Here is a 14999-nt window from a genome sequence, read left to right as displayed (position 1 = left end):
TCCCGGCCCACATGAGATTGAAAAGCCGGAATTTATGAAAACTCTGACCACCACCGAAGACCTGCAGGCCTTTTGCGAAACCGCTGCACAGTATCCTTATGTCACGGTGGATACCGAGTTTTTGCGGGAACGGACCTATTATTCCAAGCTTTGCCTGATCCAGCTGGCATTTGCCGGCGACGGCGAAAACGATGCGGTTCTGGTGGATCCGCTGGCCGATGGTATCTCGCTGGAGCCGCTGTATACGCTGTTCCGCGATGAGAGCGTCGTCAAAGTGTTCCATGCTGCCCGTCAGGACCTGGAAATCTTCTGGGTCGATGCGAGTGTTTTCCCGAAGCCGCTGTTCGACACCCAGGTGGCGGCGATGGTCTGCGGCTTTGGCGATCAGGCGGGCTATGAAACCCTGGTGCGCAAGATCGTCAAGCTGGGCGTCGACAAGACATCGCGCTTTACCGATTGGTCGCGCCGCCCTTTAAGCGAAGCGCAAAAAACCTATGCGCTGGCTGATGTGACCCATCTGCGCAAGATATATGAGTTCCTGGCCGCTGAACTGGAAAAAAGCGGACGCGCCCATTGGGTGACCGAGGAACTGCAGGTGCTGACCGATCCGGCAACTTATGACATTCAGCCCCAGGACGCCTGGAAACGGGTCAAAACCCGGACCTCCTCGGGTAAGTTTCTGGCCGTCGTGCGCGAATTGGCGGCGTTCCGCGAAACTTATGCGCAAACCAACAATGTGCCGCGCAACCGGGTGTTCAAGGATGACGCGCTGGTGGAGCTGGCCTCGACCAAGCCGCGTAATCCCGGTGATCTGGGCGGTTCCCGCCTGCTGCTGCGCGAGGCGCGCAAGGGGGCTATTGCCGAAGGAATCCTGGCGGCCGTGGCCAAGGGGGCTGACTGCCCGCCCGAGAACCATCCCAAGATGGACCGCAGCAAGGAAAAGCTGCAGGTGAACCCGGCGCTGGCGGACCTGCTGCGGGTGCTGCTGAAGGCCAAGACCGAAGCAGAGGGCGTGGCGGCCAAGCTGATCGCACCCAGCGCGGACCTGGACGCAATTGCGGCGGGGTTGCGCGATGTTCCGGCCCTAAACGGCTGGCGGCATGAAGTGTTCGGTGCCGATGCGCTGCGGCTGTGTGACGGCAAGATCGGTCTCGCCGCCAAGGGGCAGGACGTAAAGGTTGTGGAGCTGTAAGGCGCTCCAGCCGCTGTAAGCAGTCCGCACAAAGAAAAACGCCCGCAAATCCTGCGGGCGTTTTTCTTTTCAAGCGGTCTTGAGATCAGCGGCGGCGGCTTTCGCGGGCATTCTCTGTGCCATTCACACGCACGGTGCGGATCCCGGCCAAGTCCTGATTCGTGACTGTGCGGGCGGCATGGATGGTGCGGCTGAACTCGCTGCCGGTTGCGGTGCTGGTTTCCGGGTAGACAACCCGGAAGTCTAAGCTCAGAATGCCGTCTTCGCTGCCTTCGGCCGGCCGCAGCACAACGTCATAGGCGCCCTGGCGGCTGGCAATGGCAGTTGCATAGATGATGGCGCCGGCTGCGGTGCGTTCGATCCGCATATCTGTGATCCGGGCAGCCAGGACAGTGGTGTCCTTGGGTTCGGGGCGGGCAAAGATGCCGCGGGCATTGCTGTCTTGCGGCAGCAGCGGGTTGCCGTTTTCCGGCACCGGCGCTTCGGCAGGCGCGGAGCTGCCAAACCAGTTGGACGGGTTGATCCGCGACTGTTTCCAGCCGCCGCAGCCTGCCAGCATCAGCGCGCAGGCCAATGTAAGAGCCAATGGTTTGTGCATCTGTCCCTGCCCATTCAAAATGTCTTTGCAACGGATTACCCGATTGGCTGCGGCTTGAAAAGCGGTTGAAATGGGGCGGACAGGGGCTTAGGTGCTGATCTGCACCGGATGCGGGTTTTGAGGATGGACGACAATGGCCACTGCCGCCTTTGAAGAGATCGTGGAAGACTTTGAGTTCATGGAGGACTGGGAAGACCGGTACCGCCATGTCATCGATCTGGGCAAGGCGATGCAGCCGCTGGACGATGCGTTGAAGGTGCCGGCAACCAAGGTCGACGGCTGCGCCAGCCAGGTCTGGCTGCACGCGGTGATCGAAGACGGCGAATTCCGCTTTGACGGCGACAGCGACGCGATGATTGTGCGCGGTCTGATCGCCGTGCTGCGCTGCCTTTACAGCGGTGTGCCTGTGAAAGAGGTGGCGGCTGTGGATGCCAAGGCGGAGTTGGGGCGGCTTGGGCTGAACGATCATCTGTCTTCGCAACGCTCAAACGGGCTGCGGTCGATGATCGAGCGGATCCGCGAAACCGCGATGGCTCAGGCCTGATGCAGGCAGGCGAGGGGCCGGCCCCTCGCGCTCCCCGGAGTATTTGGAAAAAGATGAAGGGCTAGCCTGCCCAGCCTGAAATGGCGGTTTCAAGATCGCCATAGCCGGTGTGGCGGTGTTCGAAATCCAGCCCCATGCGGTCCGCGCATTCGCGCGCCTTTTCCACCAGCTTGGGGTCGCTGATCTGCGACTGGTAGACCAGTTTGGTGTAATTGCCGAACACCATGTCCCGCAGTTCGGGGTTCTTGTCTATTCCCATTGGGCGCCAGATAAAGGCGTCGAATTGCTTGACCAGGAAGTCGGTCAGGTAAAAGGCAGTGATTTCGCCTGCGTCCGCATGGGCTGCAAAGGTATCGTTGCCCTCAAAAAAGGAATAGCAATGCGGGCCTGCCACCATTTCAACGCCCAGCTCTGCGCATTTGCGTTCCAGCGCGCCGCCGGTTCCGCAGTCTGCATAGACCACAAAGATCTTGTCATAAACAGCGGAGTGTTTGGCCACGGCGCCATCCACCGCGTCTACGATCTGCTCCGGGTAAAGATGCAGCTTGGCGGGCAGGCAGGTGAGGTCGATGTGATCCAGCCCGTTTTTCTCCTTGATATCAAGGATCTCGCGCGCAAGCGCGCCGCAGGCAATCAGCAGGATGCGGCCGGATTTCTTTTCAGGGGCAGCCAGGCCCCGTTCGGTGAGGGAGCTTTCCTCAAGCGTCCGCCCAGTGGGGGGGCGGAAGGCAGCCCGCTCGGTCAAGCGGGCTGCGCGTCCTTTGCGTGCCAAGTCAGGCGCTCATCGAGTTGTGCTTGCGCGCCACCATATCCTTGGCCATTTCCACGGCCACGGCGGCGTCACGGCAATAACCGTCGGCGCCGATTGCCTTGCCGAACTCTTCGTTCAGCGGTGCGCCGCCAACCAGTACGATGTAGTCGTCACGCAGGCCTTGCTCGACCATGGTGTCGATCACCACCTTCATGTAGGGCATAGTGGTGGTCAGCAGAGCCGACATGCCGAGGATGTCCGGCTTGTGCTCTCCCAGGGCTTCCAGATAGTTTTCGACCGGGTTGTTGATACCCAGATCGACAACTTCAAAGCCTGCGCCTTCCATCATCATGGAGACCAGGTTCTTGCCGATGTCGTGGATATCGCCCTTGACCGTGCCGATCACCATCGAACCGATCTGCGGGGCGCCGGTTGCGGCCAGCAGCGGTTTCAGGATGGCCATGCCGCCCTTCATCGCGTTTGCAGCCAGCAGCACTTCGGGTACAAACAGGATGCCGTCGCGGAAGTCGGCGCCAACGATGGTCATACCGCCCACAAGGGCCTTGGTCAGAACGTCATAAGGTGCCCAGTCGCGCGACAGCAGAATGCCAACGCCTTCTTCGATTTCCTCTTTGAGACCGTCATAGAGGTCGTCAAACATCTGCTGAACAAGTTCCTCGTCATCGAGTTCCGAGAGGATGATGTCTTCTTCGTCCGACATGCGCCTAATCCTTGCTGACGGGGGAGTCCCCGGTGTTGGCTTATTTCAGAAGCTTTTGTGACAGAATACAGCCGGTGAACTGCATTATTTGCGACATTGCCGCTGTTCTAACCGACGTATAGAGACAATTTCGGCGCAAGAATAATGAAGAATTCACATGGAAATCTTCAAAATTGCCCATTTGTTCTTTATTTGTTCTCGTGCGGCGGCTACGGTGCACCCATGCCGCAGGAACTCCCCCGATATGCCATGCGCCGCAAAGGGCGCGCCAGTCTCAGCAATGCGGCAGGGCGGTTCGATTTGGAGCACAGTCAGGAGGATGACGGCTGGTTTCAGGAGCCGGATCCGGAAGTGATTCCCACCGAAGTGCGGCAAGAGGCAGCGCGGTCGCTGATCAGTTACAACCGGTCGCCCGATCTGCCGTTTGACCGTTCCATCAACCCTTACCGGGGCTGCGAGCATGGGTGTATCTACTGTTTTGCACGGCCCAGCCATGCCTATCTTGGCCTGTCGCCGGGGCTGGACTTTGAAACCCGGCTGGTCGCACGTCCCAATGCGGCCGCGGTGCTGCGCAACGAACTGTCGGCGCCGCGTTACAAAGCGGCCGTGCTGGCGCTTGGCACCAATACAGATCCCTATCAGCCGTGCGAGCGGGACCATGGCATCACCCGTGCTTGCCTGGAGGTGCTGCGGGAATTCAATCATCCTGTGGCGATCGTGACCAAGGGCGCGATGGTGGAGCGCGACTTGGATATCCTGGCGCCGATGGCGGCCAAGAGGCTGGTGCGGGTGGGGATCTCCGTTATCACGCTGGACCCGGACCTGTCGCGCCGGATGGAGCCGCGGGCGCCTTTGCCTGCCCGGCGGCTGGCTGTGGTCCGGCGGCTGACGCAGGCGGGCGTGCCGGTGCGGGTGATGACTTCCCCTGTCGTGCCGGGGCTGACCGATCATGAGCTGGAGGCGCTGCTGGCAGCCGGGGCGGAAGCGGGCGCTGATGCGGCGAGCTGGATCATGCTGCGGCTGCCGCGGGAGGTGTCAGGGTTGTGGCAGGAATGGCTGGACAAGCACGAGCCAGGCCGTGCGGCCAAAGTGATGGCGCGGCTGCGGGAAATGCATGGCGGGCGCGACTACGACCCGCGCTGGGGCCACAGAATGCGCGGCGAGGGGCGTTATGCTGAAATGATTGCGCAGCGGTTTAAGGCAGCCTGCCGGCGGCTCGGGCTGAAGGAGCGAACACCGGCTCTGCGATGCGATCTGTTTGCCAGGCCGCCGCAGCCGGGCGACCAGTTGGCGTTGTTTTGATCTGTTCTTGATCCGTTGGAGCGGCGTTTTGTGTTAGGCTTTGATCATGCATGATGGAAAGGAAGGTGTGCTATGACTGCTGTTGCAGTGAATGCACGTGTCACCGGCCGCGTGCAGGGTGTGGCATTTCGCACCTGGGCCAGGGCAGAGGCGTTGCGCCACGGCCTGTCCGGCTGGATCCGGAACGAGCCGGACGGCTCGGTGCGGGCGTTGCTGATGGGGCCGGCAGCCGGCGTCGCTGATATGGTGCGCGGGATGGGCCACGGGCCTGGCGCCGCCGCGGTGAAGGATGTGCTGACCGAACGGACAGTTCCCGACCCTGAAGTGAGCGGCTTCACAATTGTCCGCTAGGCCGGTTAGAACAGGCGGCTGGCGTCATATGCTGGGGCTTGCTGCGCAAGTGATACGGGCGGTCGCGCAGATAACATGCGTGTGCCGGCAGGACATCCTGAGGGATTGTGAGGCGCGTTGGAGCCCAAAACAGGCTGAGACATAAGGGCGGGGCGCCGCAAGGCAATTGCGGCGCCGTTATTTTGCATTCCGGTGCTTCCACTGGCCGCGCTATAGTCCGCGGCGCTCTGGCCCGAAAGGTCAGGCGCGGCGGCGGCGGCGCGAGCGGCGCTCACCGCCGGCGTTTGCGTCTTCACCGGTACCATCGCTGTCGGAGGTGAAAGGGCCAAGAACCTCGACGATTTTCTCAAGAGCCGGGCGGTCGCCGCGCGGGCGGCTGTCCAGGGCTTCGCGCATTGCGCGCAGATGATCCGGCATGGTGCCGCAGCAGCCGCCGATGATCCTGGCGCCTGAGTCGCGGGCCATCACTGCGTATTCACCCATCAGCTCGGGCGTGCCGTCGTAATGAATGTGGCCGTCGACATATTTCGGAATACCGGCATTGCCCTTGGAGATGATCGGGCGCTCGGTTCCCTGCGCGGCAAAACCAAGCACAGTACGCAGGATATCCGACGCACCGGTGCCGCAATTGGCGCCAAAGGCCAGGGGCGCGTTGTCGAAGTCCTCGACCAGCTGGGCGAGATCTGCTGAGGTCACACCCATCATGGTGCGCCCGGCGGTATCAAAGCTCATGGTGCCGCACCAGGGCATATCCGCCAGCTTGAAGGCCTCAGCCGCGGCGCGGAATTCTTCCGGTGCTGAAATGGTCTCCAGCCACAAAACGTCGGCGCCGCCTTCCTTCAAGGCATCAGCCTGCTCATGGAACATTTCGACCGCCAGGGCATGGGACATGTCGCCGATTGGTTCAAAGATCTCCCCGGTCGGGCCAACGGAACCGGCCACGGCGATCTTGCGCTCTTCCTTGTCTGCGACTTCGCGGCCCAGTTCGGCAGCAATGCGGTTCAACTCGCGCACGCGGTTTTGAGCGTCATGCAGTTTCAGCCGCGCGGCGGTGCCGCCGAAGCTGTTGGTCAGGAACAGGTCGCTGCCCGCATCAACCGAGCCCTTGTACAGCGCCAGAATTTTCTTCGGTTCGTCCACGTTCCACAGTTCCGGCGCATCGCCGGACTGCAGGCCCATGGCGAACAGATTGGTGCCGGTTGCACCATCCGCCAGCAGAGCGTCTTTGGTTTCCAGCAGCTGTTTGAAAGTGTTTGTCATCGGTTTGATCCCGTGTCAGCAGGCCGCCCCGACGGGCAGGGCGGCAAATCGGTCTGTGTCCCCTGTCTCATGCCGGACGGGCAAGGGCAATTTCATTTTCTTCATCTTCATTATGAGCGGGCGCCGCGGGGACAGCCAGGAGAACGGCGGGCGGGCGGTGCACCAGGCGCAGAAGCTCCCCGATGCAAAGCACCATCTGCAGCCAACTGGGCGCTGCCATATAGCGCGGCTCCCACCTTGGCGCAAAGCAGGCCTTGAACCGGCGCAGGCCCCGGTCCACGCCCTTTGCCAAGCGGTGATCAGGCACGGCCGCCAACGCCAAGCGCGGGATGTCTTCAGCAGCGGCAGCAGCAATGCCGGCCCGCACCAGCGCATGGCCGGTCCCGTCCGGGACATCAGGGCGCATCCGGATCAGATCCAGGCACCACTCACGGGCGGATGTGTGAAAGCTGGCAAAGCCGATCAGCTGCCCGTCCCGGAATGCCAGGGTCACTTCCTGGGCGGCCAGGTAGCCGGGCTCGTACCTGCCCATCGTGGTTCCATAGGCGCTGCCATGGGCGGATTGCCAGGCTGCGTCGACGTCCCGCATCTGATCGAAGGGCAGCCGGGCCGCGGCGCGGCAAACGTCAATGCCTGCCTTCTCCGCATGACGCAGTTTGCGGCGCAACTGGCGGCGGGAGGAACCGCCCTCGGAGAACTCAAGCGGGTTCAATACCGCGTCTTCGGCGATCCGCAGGACGCGCCAGCCGGTCTTGCGGGCGTGCAGCGCAGTGCGGCCGCCGCATTTGTAATAGCAGGCGGCGGCGTTGCGGGTTTGGGCGTGGCGGGCCAGCGGAGCAAAGGTCTCGGCTGCAAGGCCCGACAGGGGGTCAAACAGCGCAATCGACGCCTGCGGGCTGTCCAGCAGAGCAATCTGGTTAAGGCCAAACATCTGCACATGGCCGCCGTTCTGCCGGATAATCCCGGTCTCAGAGCATGCCCGGCTGCCGGGCAGTGCGGCCGGCGGCAGGCTGCGGCTGCCCAGCAGGTCTGTATCGCCGGCGGTTGCAGCCCTTGCGGGCAACAGGCCGGGAAAGATCATCAGCAAGGCGGCCAGAACCGCCGGCACTGCATAATAGACCAGACGGAAGGCCAGCAGCCCGGCGATCAGGCTGTGGTCCGGGACCGCAGGCAGCAGTGCGCAAAGAGCCAGTTCAAACGGGCCGGCCCCGCCAGGGGCTGACGACACAACCGCAAACCCCAGCGCAATCGCATAGGCCGTAAGGAGCTGCGCCCAGGACGCATCAGTTCCATCCGGCAGCAGCAGCCACAACGCGGTGCCGGCAGCAGCGACGTCGACAACCGCCCAGAAGCCCAAGGCGGTCATTGCGGTCAAGGAGGGCCAGCGCAGCCTCAGCCGGAAAAGCGGTGTTTGCGGATGCAGGAAGCTGAACACTGAAACGCTGGCGGCGGCAGCCAGAATCACACCGCCAGCCCAGGCCAGGCCCGGCGACGGCGGCGCAAGGATCAGCGCGGCCCCGCAGATTACCGAAAGTGCTGCCAAAAATGTGGCGGCCACCAATGCTGTCAGCTGGCCCGCATGCAGCGGGGACAGGCCGGGCAGCAGGCGCCAGCGGGCATAGCTGCCGGTGATCAGGCCAAACCCGGCGGTCTGCGAAAAGGCGATGGCGGCCATGCCTGCGCGCCGTGCTGCAGGACCATCCAAACCAGTGCCGAGATGGCGGTGAGCCACGGAATCATAACGCCCCAGCGCCCAAAAGCTGAGGCCGGTGGCCAATACGGCAGCACCCCACTTCCAGGCGGGCAGACTGATCAGGATGGCGCCAAGTTCCCGCATCGGAGGCAATTCGGTCTGTGTTTGCAGCAGCCAAACGCAAACCCCCATGACCAGAAAGGGAACGGTCAGCCGGATCAGCCGCGCAGCCGGCCTGGGGGCGGAGGATTTTGAAAACGGCATAACAATCCTTGGCTGGCAGCGGAAAAGGCCTTTTGCCGCCAGTCTACAGATGGCAGTTTTCGGATGGGTTAACCTGTAAAATTGTGCGGGTTTCCGGGCGCCGCCTCATCAGCGCGCGCAGGGGCCGCGGCCGGTCCGGGCTGCAAGGGCGCGGCAGCATAGGCCAGCTCTTGGGCCAGCGCCACCGCCGGGCACCGCGGACAGGATCAGCCGGAAGGCGCCGGGCAGGCCTGGCGGCCTGCAGACGCTCAGCCGGCTTCGTTCAGGATCTCTTCCTGCGCCCGCGGCATCAATTCCTGCAGTTTGCTGCGGATCTGTGTTTCGCTGGCCTGGGGTCCGAGGTCGTCTGACAGCTTGCGCACGACATCCTCATGGCCGGCTTCCTCAAGATCTGCTGCCACGACGGATTGGGCGTAATCGTCAGCGGATGAACCGCTTTTTCCCAACAGCTCTGCCGCCCAAAGGCCGACCAGTTTGTTGCGCCGCGCGCGAGCCTTGAACTGCATTTCCTCATCATGCGCGAATTTGGCCTCAAACGCCTGTTCGCGTTCGTCAAATGTAGTCATGACTGATCCTCATTAACCGTTTGCACCTGTCTAATGATAGGAGCATGATCGTCGCCGAGGGCAAGAAAAAACTGTTCTTGATAAAGCCTTTGTGCCGGGTGCACTGCGGGCGGGCTGCTGATGCCGGCAGATGTGCCGCCCGCTGCCGGAAACCAAGGCTGCAGCTGCGGGTGCGCGATCCTATGCAGCAAGCTTGCGGCTGAGGCCCCCTTGCACTATGAGAGCGGCACATCGCAGGGCCGGATTCCCGGCATTGACCCGAAAGGCTCCCAATGGCGCGTCGCAAGAAAATCTACGAAGGCAAGGCCAAGACATTGTATGAAGGCCCCGAGCCGGGCACCATCGTGCAGTATTTCAAAGACGACGCCACCGCCTTCAATGCTGAAAAGCACGACGTGATCGAAGGCAAGGGCGTTCTGAACAACATCCTGAGCGAGTTCTTCATGCTGGGCCTGGGGCAGATCGGTGTGCCGACCCATTTTCTGAAACGGCTGAACATGCGCGAGCAGCTGGTGCGCAGCTGCGAGATCATTCCGCTGGAAGTGATCGTGCGCAATTATGCAGCCGGCAGCATCTCCAAGCGCCTCGGGATCGACGAGGGCACCCAGCTGCCGCGCCCGATCGTGGAATACTGCTACAAGGACGACGGTCTGGGCGATCCGCTGGTCACCGAAGAGCATATCGCCGCCTTTGGCTGGGCCAGCCAGCAGGATATGGACGATGTCCTAAGCCTGGCGCTGCGGGTCAATGACTTCCTGTCCGGCGTGTTCCTGGCTGTTGGCATCCGCCTGGTCGACTTCAAGATCGAGATCGGCCGCGTTTATGAGGGCGACTTCCAGCGTCTGGTGATTGCTGACGAAATCAGCCCCGACAGCTGCCGCCTGTGGGACGTGAAGACCGGTCAGAAGCTGGACAAGGACGTGTTCCGCCGCGACCTGGGCAGTCTGACGGATGCCTATAGCGAAGTGGCGCGCCGCCTTGGCGTGATGCCGAACAACCCGCCGGCGCCGGGTAAGCCGACGCTGGTGAACTGAGACAGGGACCCGCTGCGCCTGACCGCGACGCGGGTCTTTGAGTATTTTTGCAAAGAAGAAGCCTGGATGGGGCTTCGCCATCGAAAACCTGAGGGATGATGCGATGAAGGCACGGGTGCATGTGATGCTGAAGAACGGGGTTCTGGATCCGCAGGGCGAAGCGGTACGCCACGCGCTGGGAGCCTTGGGCTTTGACAAGGTTGAGGGTGTGCGTCAGGGCAAGGTGATCGACCTGGATCTGGCAGAGGGCGCCACCGAGGCTGACGTGACCGCAATGTGCGAAAAGCTGCTGGCCAACACCGTGATTGAATCCTACAGCATCGAGCTGCAGTGATGAAGGCGGCGGTAGTAGTCTTCCCGGGTTCGAACTGCGACCGCGATCTGGCGGTGGCGTTTGAGCAGGCCGGTTTCGACGTGTCGATGGTCTGGCACAAGGACAGCGCGCTGCCTGAAGGCGTCGATATCGTCGGTGTGCCCGGCGGCTTCTCCTATGGCGACTACCTGCGCTGTGGTGCCATCGCGGCGCAATCGCCGATCTGCAAGGCCGTGGTCGCGCACGCCGATCGCGGCGGTTATGCCATTGGTGTCTGCAACGGCTTTCAGATCTTGACCGAAACCGGCGTGCTGCCGGGCGCATTGCTGCGCAACGCGGGTCTGAAATACATCTGCCGCACCGTGGACCTGAAGGTGGCGACCTCCGAGAGCGTCTTTACCCAAGGCTACAATGCGGGCGATGTGATCGGGGTGCCGATTGCGCATCACGATGGCAATTACTTTGCCGATGCAGAGACCATCAAGGCGCTGCAGGACCAGGACCGGGTGGCCTTCACCTATACAGACAACCCCAACGGTTCGGTTGCTGATATCGCCGGTATCCTTTCGGAAAACCGCCGCGTTCTCGGCATGATGCCGCACCCGGAACGGGCCGCGGATGAGGGGCACGGCGGCACTGATGGTACGGCAGTGTTCCGCGCATTGGCGGGCATGGTCACTGCGGCGTGACTTGAGGATGCGGGGCGGCCGCAATAGGTATAGTTTATGACCGCCCCGCGCTCCGATGTGACCAAACCCAAGCGGAAGACCGGCTCGCGCACGATTTCGTGGCGCGCGCGGCTGTCGCTTGTGCTGTTCATGCTGGTGGCGGCTGTCACCGTATGGACCACAAACCGGGCGCTGACCCACCGTTTCACCGAAAGCACCCGCAACCGGGCTGAACTGCGGCTGGCGCTGTACTCGGGCAACCTGCTGAGCGAGCTGCGGCAGCATGCGATTGTGCCGCAATTGCTGGCGCGCGACCAGACGCTGATATCGGCGCTGCAGTCCAGTGATTTTTCCCTTTCCACCCAGCGGCTTATCTCCTTTGTGGATGAGATCGGGGCGGCTTCGATCATGCTGCTGGCGCAGGATGGGCGCACGGTGGCCGCCACCGACCGCAACCGGCTGGGCGAGACTCATCGCAATGCCGCCTATTTTGTCGATGCGATCCGGGCCAAGTCCACGGTCTTCTCGGTGATCCCGCGGGAAGTGGGCGGTTACCGCTTCACCTACTCACGGCGGATGATCGACGCGACCGGCGTCCTGGGCGCGATTGTCGTCGAGGTGGACTTGCAGAAATTCGAGCGCGCCTGGGCCGGGATTTCCGACGCGGTGCTGGTCACCGACAGCACTGGCAATATCATCCTGGCCACAGAGGCGCGCTGGCGCGGGCTTATGGAGACCGACGCGCTGACCCTGCAAACGCCCGAAGGCGCCATCCAGCGGGCGATCCGCGCCACCACTGACTGGACCGCGCTGCCGCCAGATGCCTACCTGCAGGGCGAGGCGGTGATGCGCCTGGAGACCCGGGTGCCGTTCCAGGGCTGGCGGATGGCCTCTTTCACCACCTATTCCTCGGTGCGCGAGCGGGTTAATGCAGTGCTGGCGCTGGAAATTATGGGATTCGCCATCCTGCTGGCGCTGGCCTTTTATGCGCTCAGCCGCAAGACCGCGCTGCGGATGGCGCTGTTCCAGCGCGAGTCGGCAGAGCTTCGCGTATTGAATGCCCGCCTGCAGCGGGAAATCGCCGAGCGCGAACGGATGCAAAAGACGCTTGCCGTGGCCGAGCAGAGCTTGGCGCAAAGCTCAAAACTGGCCGCCTTGGGTGAGATGTCTGCGGCTGTCAGCCATGAGCTGAACCAGCCGCTGGCGGCGATGAAAACCTATCTGGCCGGCGCCCGGCTGCTGCTCAACCGGAACCGCCCGGACGAGGCGCTGGCCTCCTTTGGCCGGATTGATGATCTGATCGAACGGATGGGGGCGATCACCCGCCAGCTGAAATCCTATGCGCGCAAGGGCGGTGATGCGTTCAGCCCAGTAAACGTGGGCGATGCGCTGGCTTCCAGCCTGTCGATGATGGAGCCGCAGCTGCGTCAGCGGCATGTGAAAATCACCCGGATTTTGCCCGAAGAACCTGTTATGGTGATGGGCGACCGGATGCGGCTGGAACAGGTCATGGTCAACCTCTTGCGCAACGCGCTGGACGCCACCAAATCAGTGGCCGACCCGGAGGTGGAAATCCTGCTGGCCGCGGGTGAGACGGCAACCCTGTCGGTGCGGGACAATGGGGTGGGGATCAACGACTTCGATGAATTGTTCGAGCCGTTCTACACCACCAAGCAGCCCGGCGACGGGGTTGGTTTGGGTCTTGCCATCTCCTCGGGGATCGTCAACGACCTTGGGGGACGGCTGACTGCCCGCAACGGCCAAAACGGCGGCGCGGTTTTTGAGATGCAATTGCCGGTCCTGGTGGACGGCATCGAGGCTGCGGAATGAAGCAGCCCCTGAAGATTAGGAGTGAACGCGCATGGCCCAGGCTATGAAGATCGCGATCGTAGACGACGAACAGGATATGCGGCAGTCGATCAGCCAGTGGCTGGCGCTGTCGGGTTATGACACCGAAACCTTCTCCAGCGCCGAAGAGGCGCTGAAGGTGCTGGGGCCGGACTACCCCGGCATCGTGATTTCCGACATCAAGATGCCGGGCATGGACGGCATGCAATTCCTGAAAAAGCTGATGGGCAGCGACTCTGCGCTGCCGGTGATCATGATCACCGGCCATGGCGATGTGCCGATGGCGGTTGAGGCGATGCGCGTCGGCGCCTTCGACTTCCTGGAAAAACCCTTCAACCCGGACCGCATGTCGGAACTTGCCAAACGCGCCACTGGTGCGCGCCGCCTGACGCTGGACAACCGGGCGCTGCGGCGCGAGCTGTCGGATGGCGGCCAGATCATGAAAAAGCTGATCGGCCAAAGCCCGGTGATGGAGCGCCTGCGCGAGGATATTCTGGATCTGGGACAGGCCGATGGCCATGTGCTGATTGATGGGGAAACCGGCACCGGCAAGACACTGGTGGCGCATGCGCTGCATGCTGTGGGCAGCCGGGCAGGTAAGAAATTTGTCCTGATTTCCTGCGCCGCGCTGGAAGAGGAGGCGCTGGCCAAACGCCTGTTTGGCCCGATGCTGCCGGAAGACAGCATGCTGCCGGCAATTGAAGAAGCCCGTGGCGGCACCTTGGTGCTGGAAGACATAGATGCGCTATCGGAAACGCTTCAGGCCAAACTACTGAGCGTCATCAACGAACAGGGCACCCCGGCGGAAACCCGGATTGTCGCGATTTCGAACCTGCAAGAGGCCGGCAAGACCTGCGAAGACGCGCTGCGCCCGGATCTGTTCTACCGCCTGGCGGCGCTGCGCATCACCGTGCCGCCGCTGCGCCAGCGCGGCGAGGACATCCTGACCCTGTTCACCCGCCTGTCGGAGCAGTTCTCCGAAGAATACGGCTGCGACGCGCCGCAGGTCAGCGCCCAGGAAGCGGCCCAGCTGCTGCAGGCACCCTGGCCGGGCAACGTGCGCCAGCTGATCAACATCGCCGAACGCGCGGTCCTGCAGTCGCGCCGCGGTTCCGGCACCATTGCCTCGCTCCTGATGTCCGATCACGAGGAAATGCAGCCTGTGATGACCACCGAGGGCAAGCCGCTGAAGGAATATGTGGAAGCCTTTGAACGGATGCTGATCGACAACACCATGCGCCGCCACAAGGGGTCCATTGCCAGTGTGATGGATGAGCTGTGCCTGCCGCGCCGGACGCTGAACGAGAAAATGGCCAAATACGGCCTGCAGCGGTCCGACTATCTGGCCTGAACCTTCTGCAGCCGTTTCCCGGCGCGGGAAACGGCCCGGAAAACATGTGTTTTCCGAGCCGGAATTCGTGCCGAACTCCGGCTTCCCTCCTGAAAAGTTACCTTAAATTAACAGCCTCTCTGCTATCGGCAGGCTGTTTGCATTTTCAGGCCCAGTGGTGACGAATGTCCATTGTCATTACCTATCCACAGGCCTTATGCTGACCAAACGGGCCGGAAACCGCTGTATGGTTCCCCCGTTCTTATGAGTTTCGCTGACTGCGGTTTTTGTCCGGCATGATCCGAGAAAGCTGCAGTCAGACCGATTGGCCCTCTGAACTTTGGAGGGCAGTTTAGCGCCCAAGCCGGGATTTCAGCCGGTACAGGGATAATGTGGCAGGGCTGGCTGCGGCCCGCCTGCCGGAGAAGAACCGCGATGACGCGCGCGAGAGCGAAAAGCACTGAGGCAGGAAGGCCGGGCATCGATCCCGGGACCACCCGCTGCACCGCGCCGTCCCAGATCGCCCTGACAAGACACCACCCGAAACGTGCGCGGCCGCCTGGA

General features: G+C 62.4%; 15 protein-coding genes. 9 read left to right on the top strand and 6 right to left on the bottom strand.

Annotated features, from left to right (window positions below):
• Positions 1 to 34: 34 nt before the first annotated feature.
• Positions 35 to 1192 (top strand): ribonuclease D, encoded by a 1158-nt coding sequence (rnd, locus tag A2I95_RS06310; protein ID WP_291728931.1) that lies wholly within the window; start codon positions 35 to 37, stop codon positions 1190 to 1192.
• 85 nt (positions 1193 to 1277) lie between these two features.
• Here the strand turns inward: rnd and A2I95_RS06305 are convergent, their stop codons facing one another.
• Positions 1278 to 1790 (bottom strand): hypothetical protein, encoded by a 513-nt coding sequence (locus A2I95_RS06305; protein ID WP_291728929.1) that lies wholly within the window; start codon positions 1788 to 1790, stop codon positions 1278 to 1280.
• Positions 1791 to 1923: 133 nt separating this feature from the next.
• Between A2I95_RS06305 and A2I95_RS06300 the strand changes: the two genes are divergently transcribed.
• The gene (locus A2I95_RS06300; RefSeq protein WP_291728927.1) at positions 1924 to 2334 is read left to right on the top strand and encodes a SufE family protein; all 411 of its coding nucleotides are present in this window, start codon (positions 1924 to 1926) and stop codon (positions 2332 to 2334) included.
• Positions 2335 to 2395: 61 nt separating this feature from the next.
• On the opposite strand, the gene A2I95_RS06295 is transcribed toward A2I95_RS06300, so the two are convergent.
• Positions 2396 to 3106: a DUF1638 domain-containing protein gene (locus A2I95_RS06295; RefSeq protein WP_291728925.1), complete on the bottom strand. Its 711-nt coding sequence runs from the start codon at positions 3104 to 3106 to the stop codon at positions 2396 to 2398.
• 1 nt (position 3107) lies between these two features.
• Positions 3108 to 3806 carry a B12-binding domain-containing protein gene (locus A2I95_RS06290; RefSeq protein ID WP_024090357.1) on the bottom strand — a complete coding sequence of 233 codons (699 nt, stop codon included), beginning with the start codon at positions 3804 to 3806 and terminating at the stop codon, positions 3108 to 3110.
• A 222-nt stretch (positions 3807 to 4028) separates the two neighbouring features.
• Here A2I95_RS06290 and A2I95_RS06285 point away from each other — a divergent pair, with 222 nt between their 5' ends.
• Both A2I95_RS06285 and A2I95_RS06280 read left to right on the top strand, forming a co-directional pair.
• Positions 4029 to 5108, top strand: a complete 1080-nt coding sequence (locus tag A2I95_RS06285; protein ID WP_291728922.1) for a PA0069 family radical SAM protein — start codon at positions 4029 to 4031, stop codon at positions 5106 to 5108.
• Positions 5109 to 5180: 72 nt separating this feature from the next.
• A complete protein-coding gene (locus A2I95_RS06280; protein ID WP_291728920.1) occupies positions 5181 to 5459 on the top strand; it encodes an acylphosphatase in 279 nt (92 codons plus the stop codon).
• Between the two features lie 240 nt (positions 5460 to 5699).
• On the opposite strand, the gene bmt is transcribed toward A2I95_RS06280, so the two are convergent.
• From bmt to A2I95_RS06265, 3 genes are all read right to left on the bottom strand, one after another.
• A complete protein-coding gene (bmt, locus tag A2I95_RS06275) occupies positions 5700 to 6719 on the bottom strand; it encodes a betaine--homocysteine S-methyltransferase (RefSeq protein ID WP_291728918.1) in 1020 nt (339 codons plus the stop codon).
• A gap of 67 nt (positions 6720 to 6786) precedes the next feature.
• The gene (locus A2I95_RS06270) at positions 6787 to 8676 is read right to left on the bottom strand and encodes a phosphatidylglycerol lysyltransferase domain-containing protein (RefSeq protein WP_291728916.1); all 1890 of its coding nucleotides are present in this window, start codon (positions 8674 to 8676) and stop codon (positions 6787 to 6789) included.
• Positions 8677 to 8924: 248 nt separating this feature from the next.
• Entirely contained in the window at positions 8925 to 9242 is a 318-nt protein-coding gene (locus A2I95_RS06265; RefSeq protein WP_291728914.1) for a DUF1476 domain-containing protein, read from the bottom strand.
• A 272-nt stretch (positions 9243 to 9514) separates the two neighbouring features.
• Between A2I95_RS06265 and purC the strand changes: the two genes are divergently transcribed.
• The 5 genes from purC to A2I95_RS06240 all read left to right on the top strand — a co-directional run bounded on the left by purC (position 9515) and on the right by A2I95_RS06240 (position 14456).
• Positions 9515 to 10276 carry a phosphoribosylaminoimidazolesuccinocarboxamide synthase gene (gene purC / locus A2I95_RS06260; protein WP_291728913.1) on the top strand — a complete coding sequence of 254 codons (762 nt, stop codon included), beginning with the start codon at positions 9515 to 9517 and terminating at the stop codon, positions 10274 to 10276.
• Between the two features lie 103 nt (positions 10277 to 10379).
• Positions 10380 to 10610 (top strand): phosphoribosylformylglycinamidine synthase subunit PurS, encoded by a 231-nt coding sequence (purS, locus tag A2I95_RS06255; protein WP_024090349.1) that lies wholly within the window; start codon positions 10380 to 10382, stop codon positions 10608 to 10610.
• Positions 10610 to 11278 carry a phosphoribosylformylglycinamidine synthase subunit PurQ gene (gene purQ / locus A2I95_RS06250; protein WP_291728911.1) on the top strand — a complete coding sequence of 223 codons (669 nt, stop codon included), beginning with the start codon at positions 10610 to 10612 and terminating at the stop codon, positions 11276 to 11278. The genes purS and purQ overlap by 1 nt, the downstream gene beginning before the upstream one ends.
• A gap of 36 nt (positions 11279 to 11314) precedes the next feature.
• Entirely contained in the window at positions 11315 to 13087 is a 1773-nt protein-coding gene (locus tag A2I95_RS06245) for an ATP-binding protein (protein WP_291728909.1), read from the top strand.
• Positions 13088 to 13118: 31 nt separating this feature from the next.
• Complete coding sequence (locus A2I95_RS06240) at positions 13119 to 14456, top strand: sigma-54 dependent transcriptional regulator (protein ID WP_291728906.1); 1338 nt, start codon at positions 13119 to 13121, stop codon at positions 14454 to 14456.
• Positions 14457 to 14999: the final 543 nt, after the last annotated feature.

Source organism: Leisingera sp. F5 (assembly GCF_001593695.1).
Note: the sequence above shows the minus strand (reverse complement) of the source record. Positions and strands in the feature narration are given on the sequence as shown.

Coding starts and splice junctions, on each gene's coding strand:
- rnd (WP_291728931.1), top strand. CDS start 35: ATGAAAACTCTGACCACCACCGAAGACCTGCAGGCCTTTTGCGAAACC.
- A2I95_RS06305 (WP_291728929.1), bottom strand. CDS start 1,790: ATGCACAAACCATTGGCTCTTACATTGGCCTGCGCGCTGATGCTGGCA.
- A2I95_RS06300 (WP_291728927.1), top strand. CDS start 1,924: ATGGCCACTGCCGCCTTTGAAGAGATCGTGGAAGACTTTGAGTTCATG.
- A2I95_RS06290 (WP_024090357.1), bottom strand. CDS start 3,806: ATGTCGGACGAAGAAGACATCATCCTCTCGGAACTCGATGACGAGGAA.
- A2I95_RS06285 (WP_291728922.1), top strand. CDS start 4,029: ATGCCGCAGGAACTCCCCCGATATGCCATGCGCCGCAAAGGGCGCGCC.
- A2I95_RS06280 (WP_291728920.1), top strand. CDS start 5,181: ATGACTGCTGTTGCAGTGAATGCACGTGTCACCGGCCGCGTGCAGGGT.
- bmt (WP_291728918.1), bottom strand. CDS start 6,719: ATGACAAACACTTTCAAACAGCTGCTGGAAACCAAAGACGCTCTGCTG.
- A2I95_RS06270 (WP_291728916.1), bottom strand. CDS start 8,676: ATGCCGTTTTCAAAATCCTCCGCCCCCAGGCCGGCTGCGCGGCTGATC.
- A2I95_RS06265 (WP_291728914.1), bottom strand. CDS start 9,242: ATGACTACATTTGACGAACGCGAACAGGCGTTTGAGGCCAAATTCGCG.
- purC (WP_291728913.1), top strand. CDS start 9,515: ATGGCGCGTCGCAAGAAAATCTACGAAGGCAAGGCCAAGACATTGTAT.
- purS (WP_024090349.1), top strand. CDS start 10,380: ATGAAGGCACGGGTGCATGTGATGCTGAAGAACGGGGTTCTGGATCCG.
- purQ (WP_291728911.1), top strand. CDS start 10,610: ATGAAGGCGGCGGTAGTAGTCTTCCCGGGTTCGAACTGCGACCGCGAT.
- A2I95_RS06245 (WP_291728909.1), top strand. CDS start 11,315: ATGACCGCCCCGCGCTCCGATGTGACCAAACCCAAGCGGAAGACCGGC.
- A2I95_RS06240 (WP_291728906.1), top strand. CDS start 13,119: ATGGCCCAGGCTATGAAGATCGCGATCGTAGACGACGAACAGGATATG.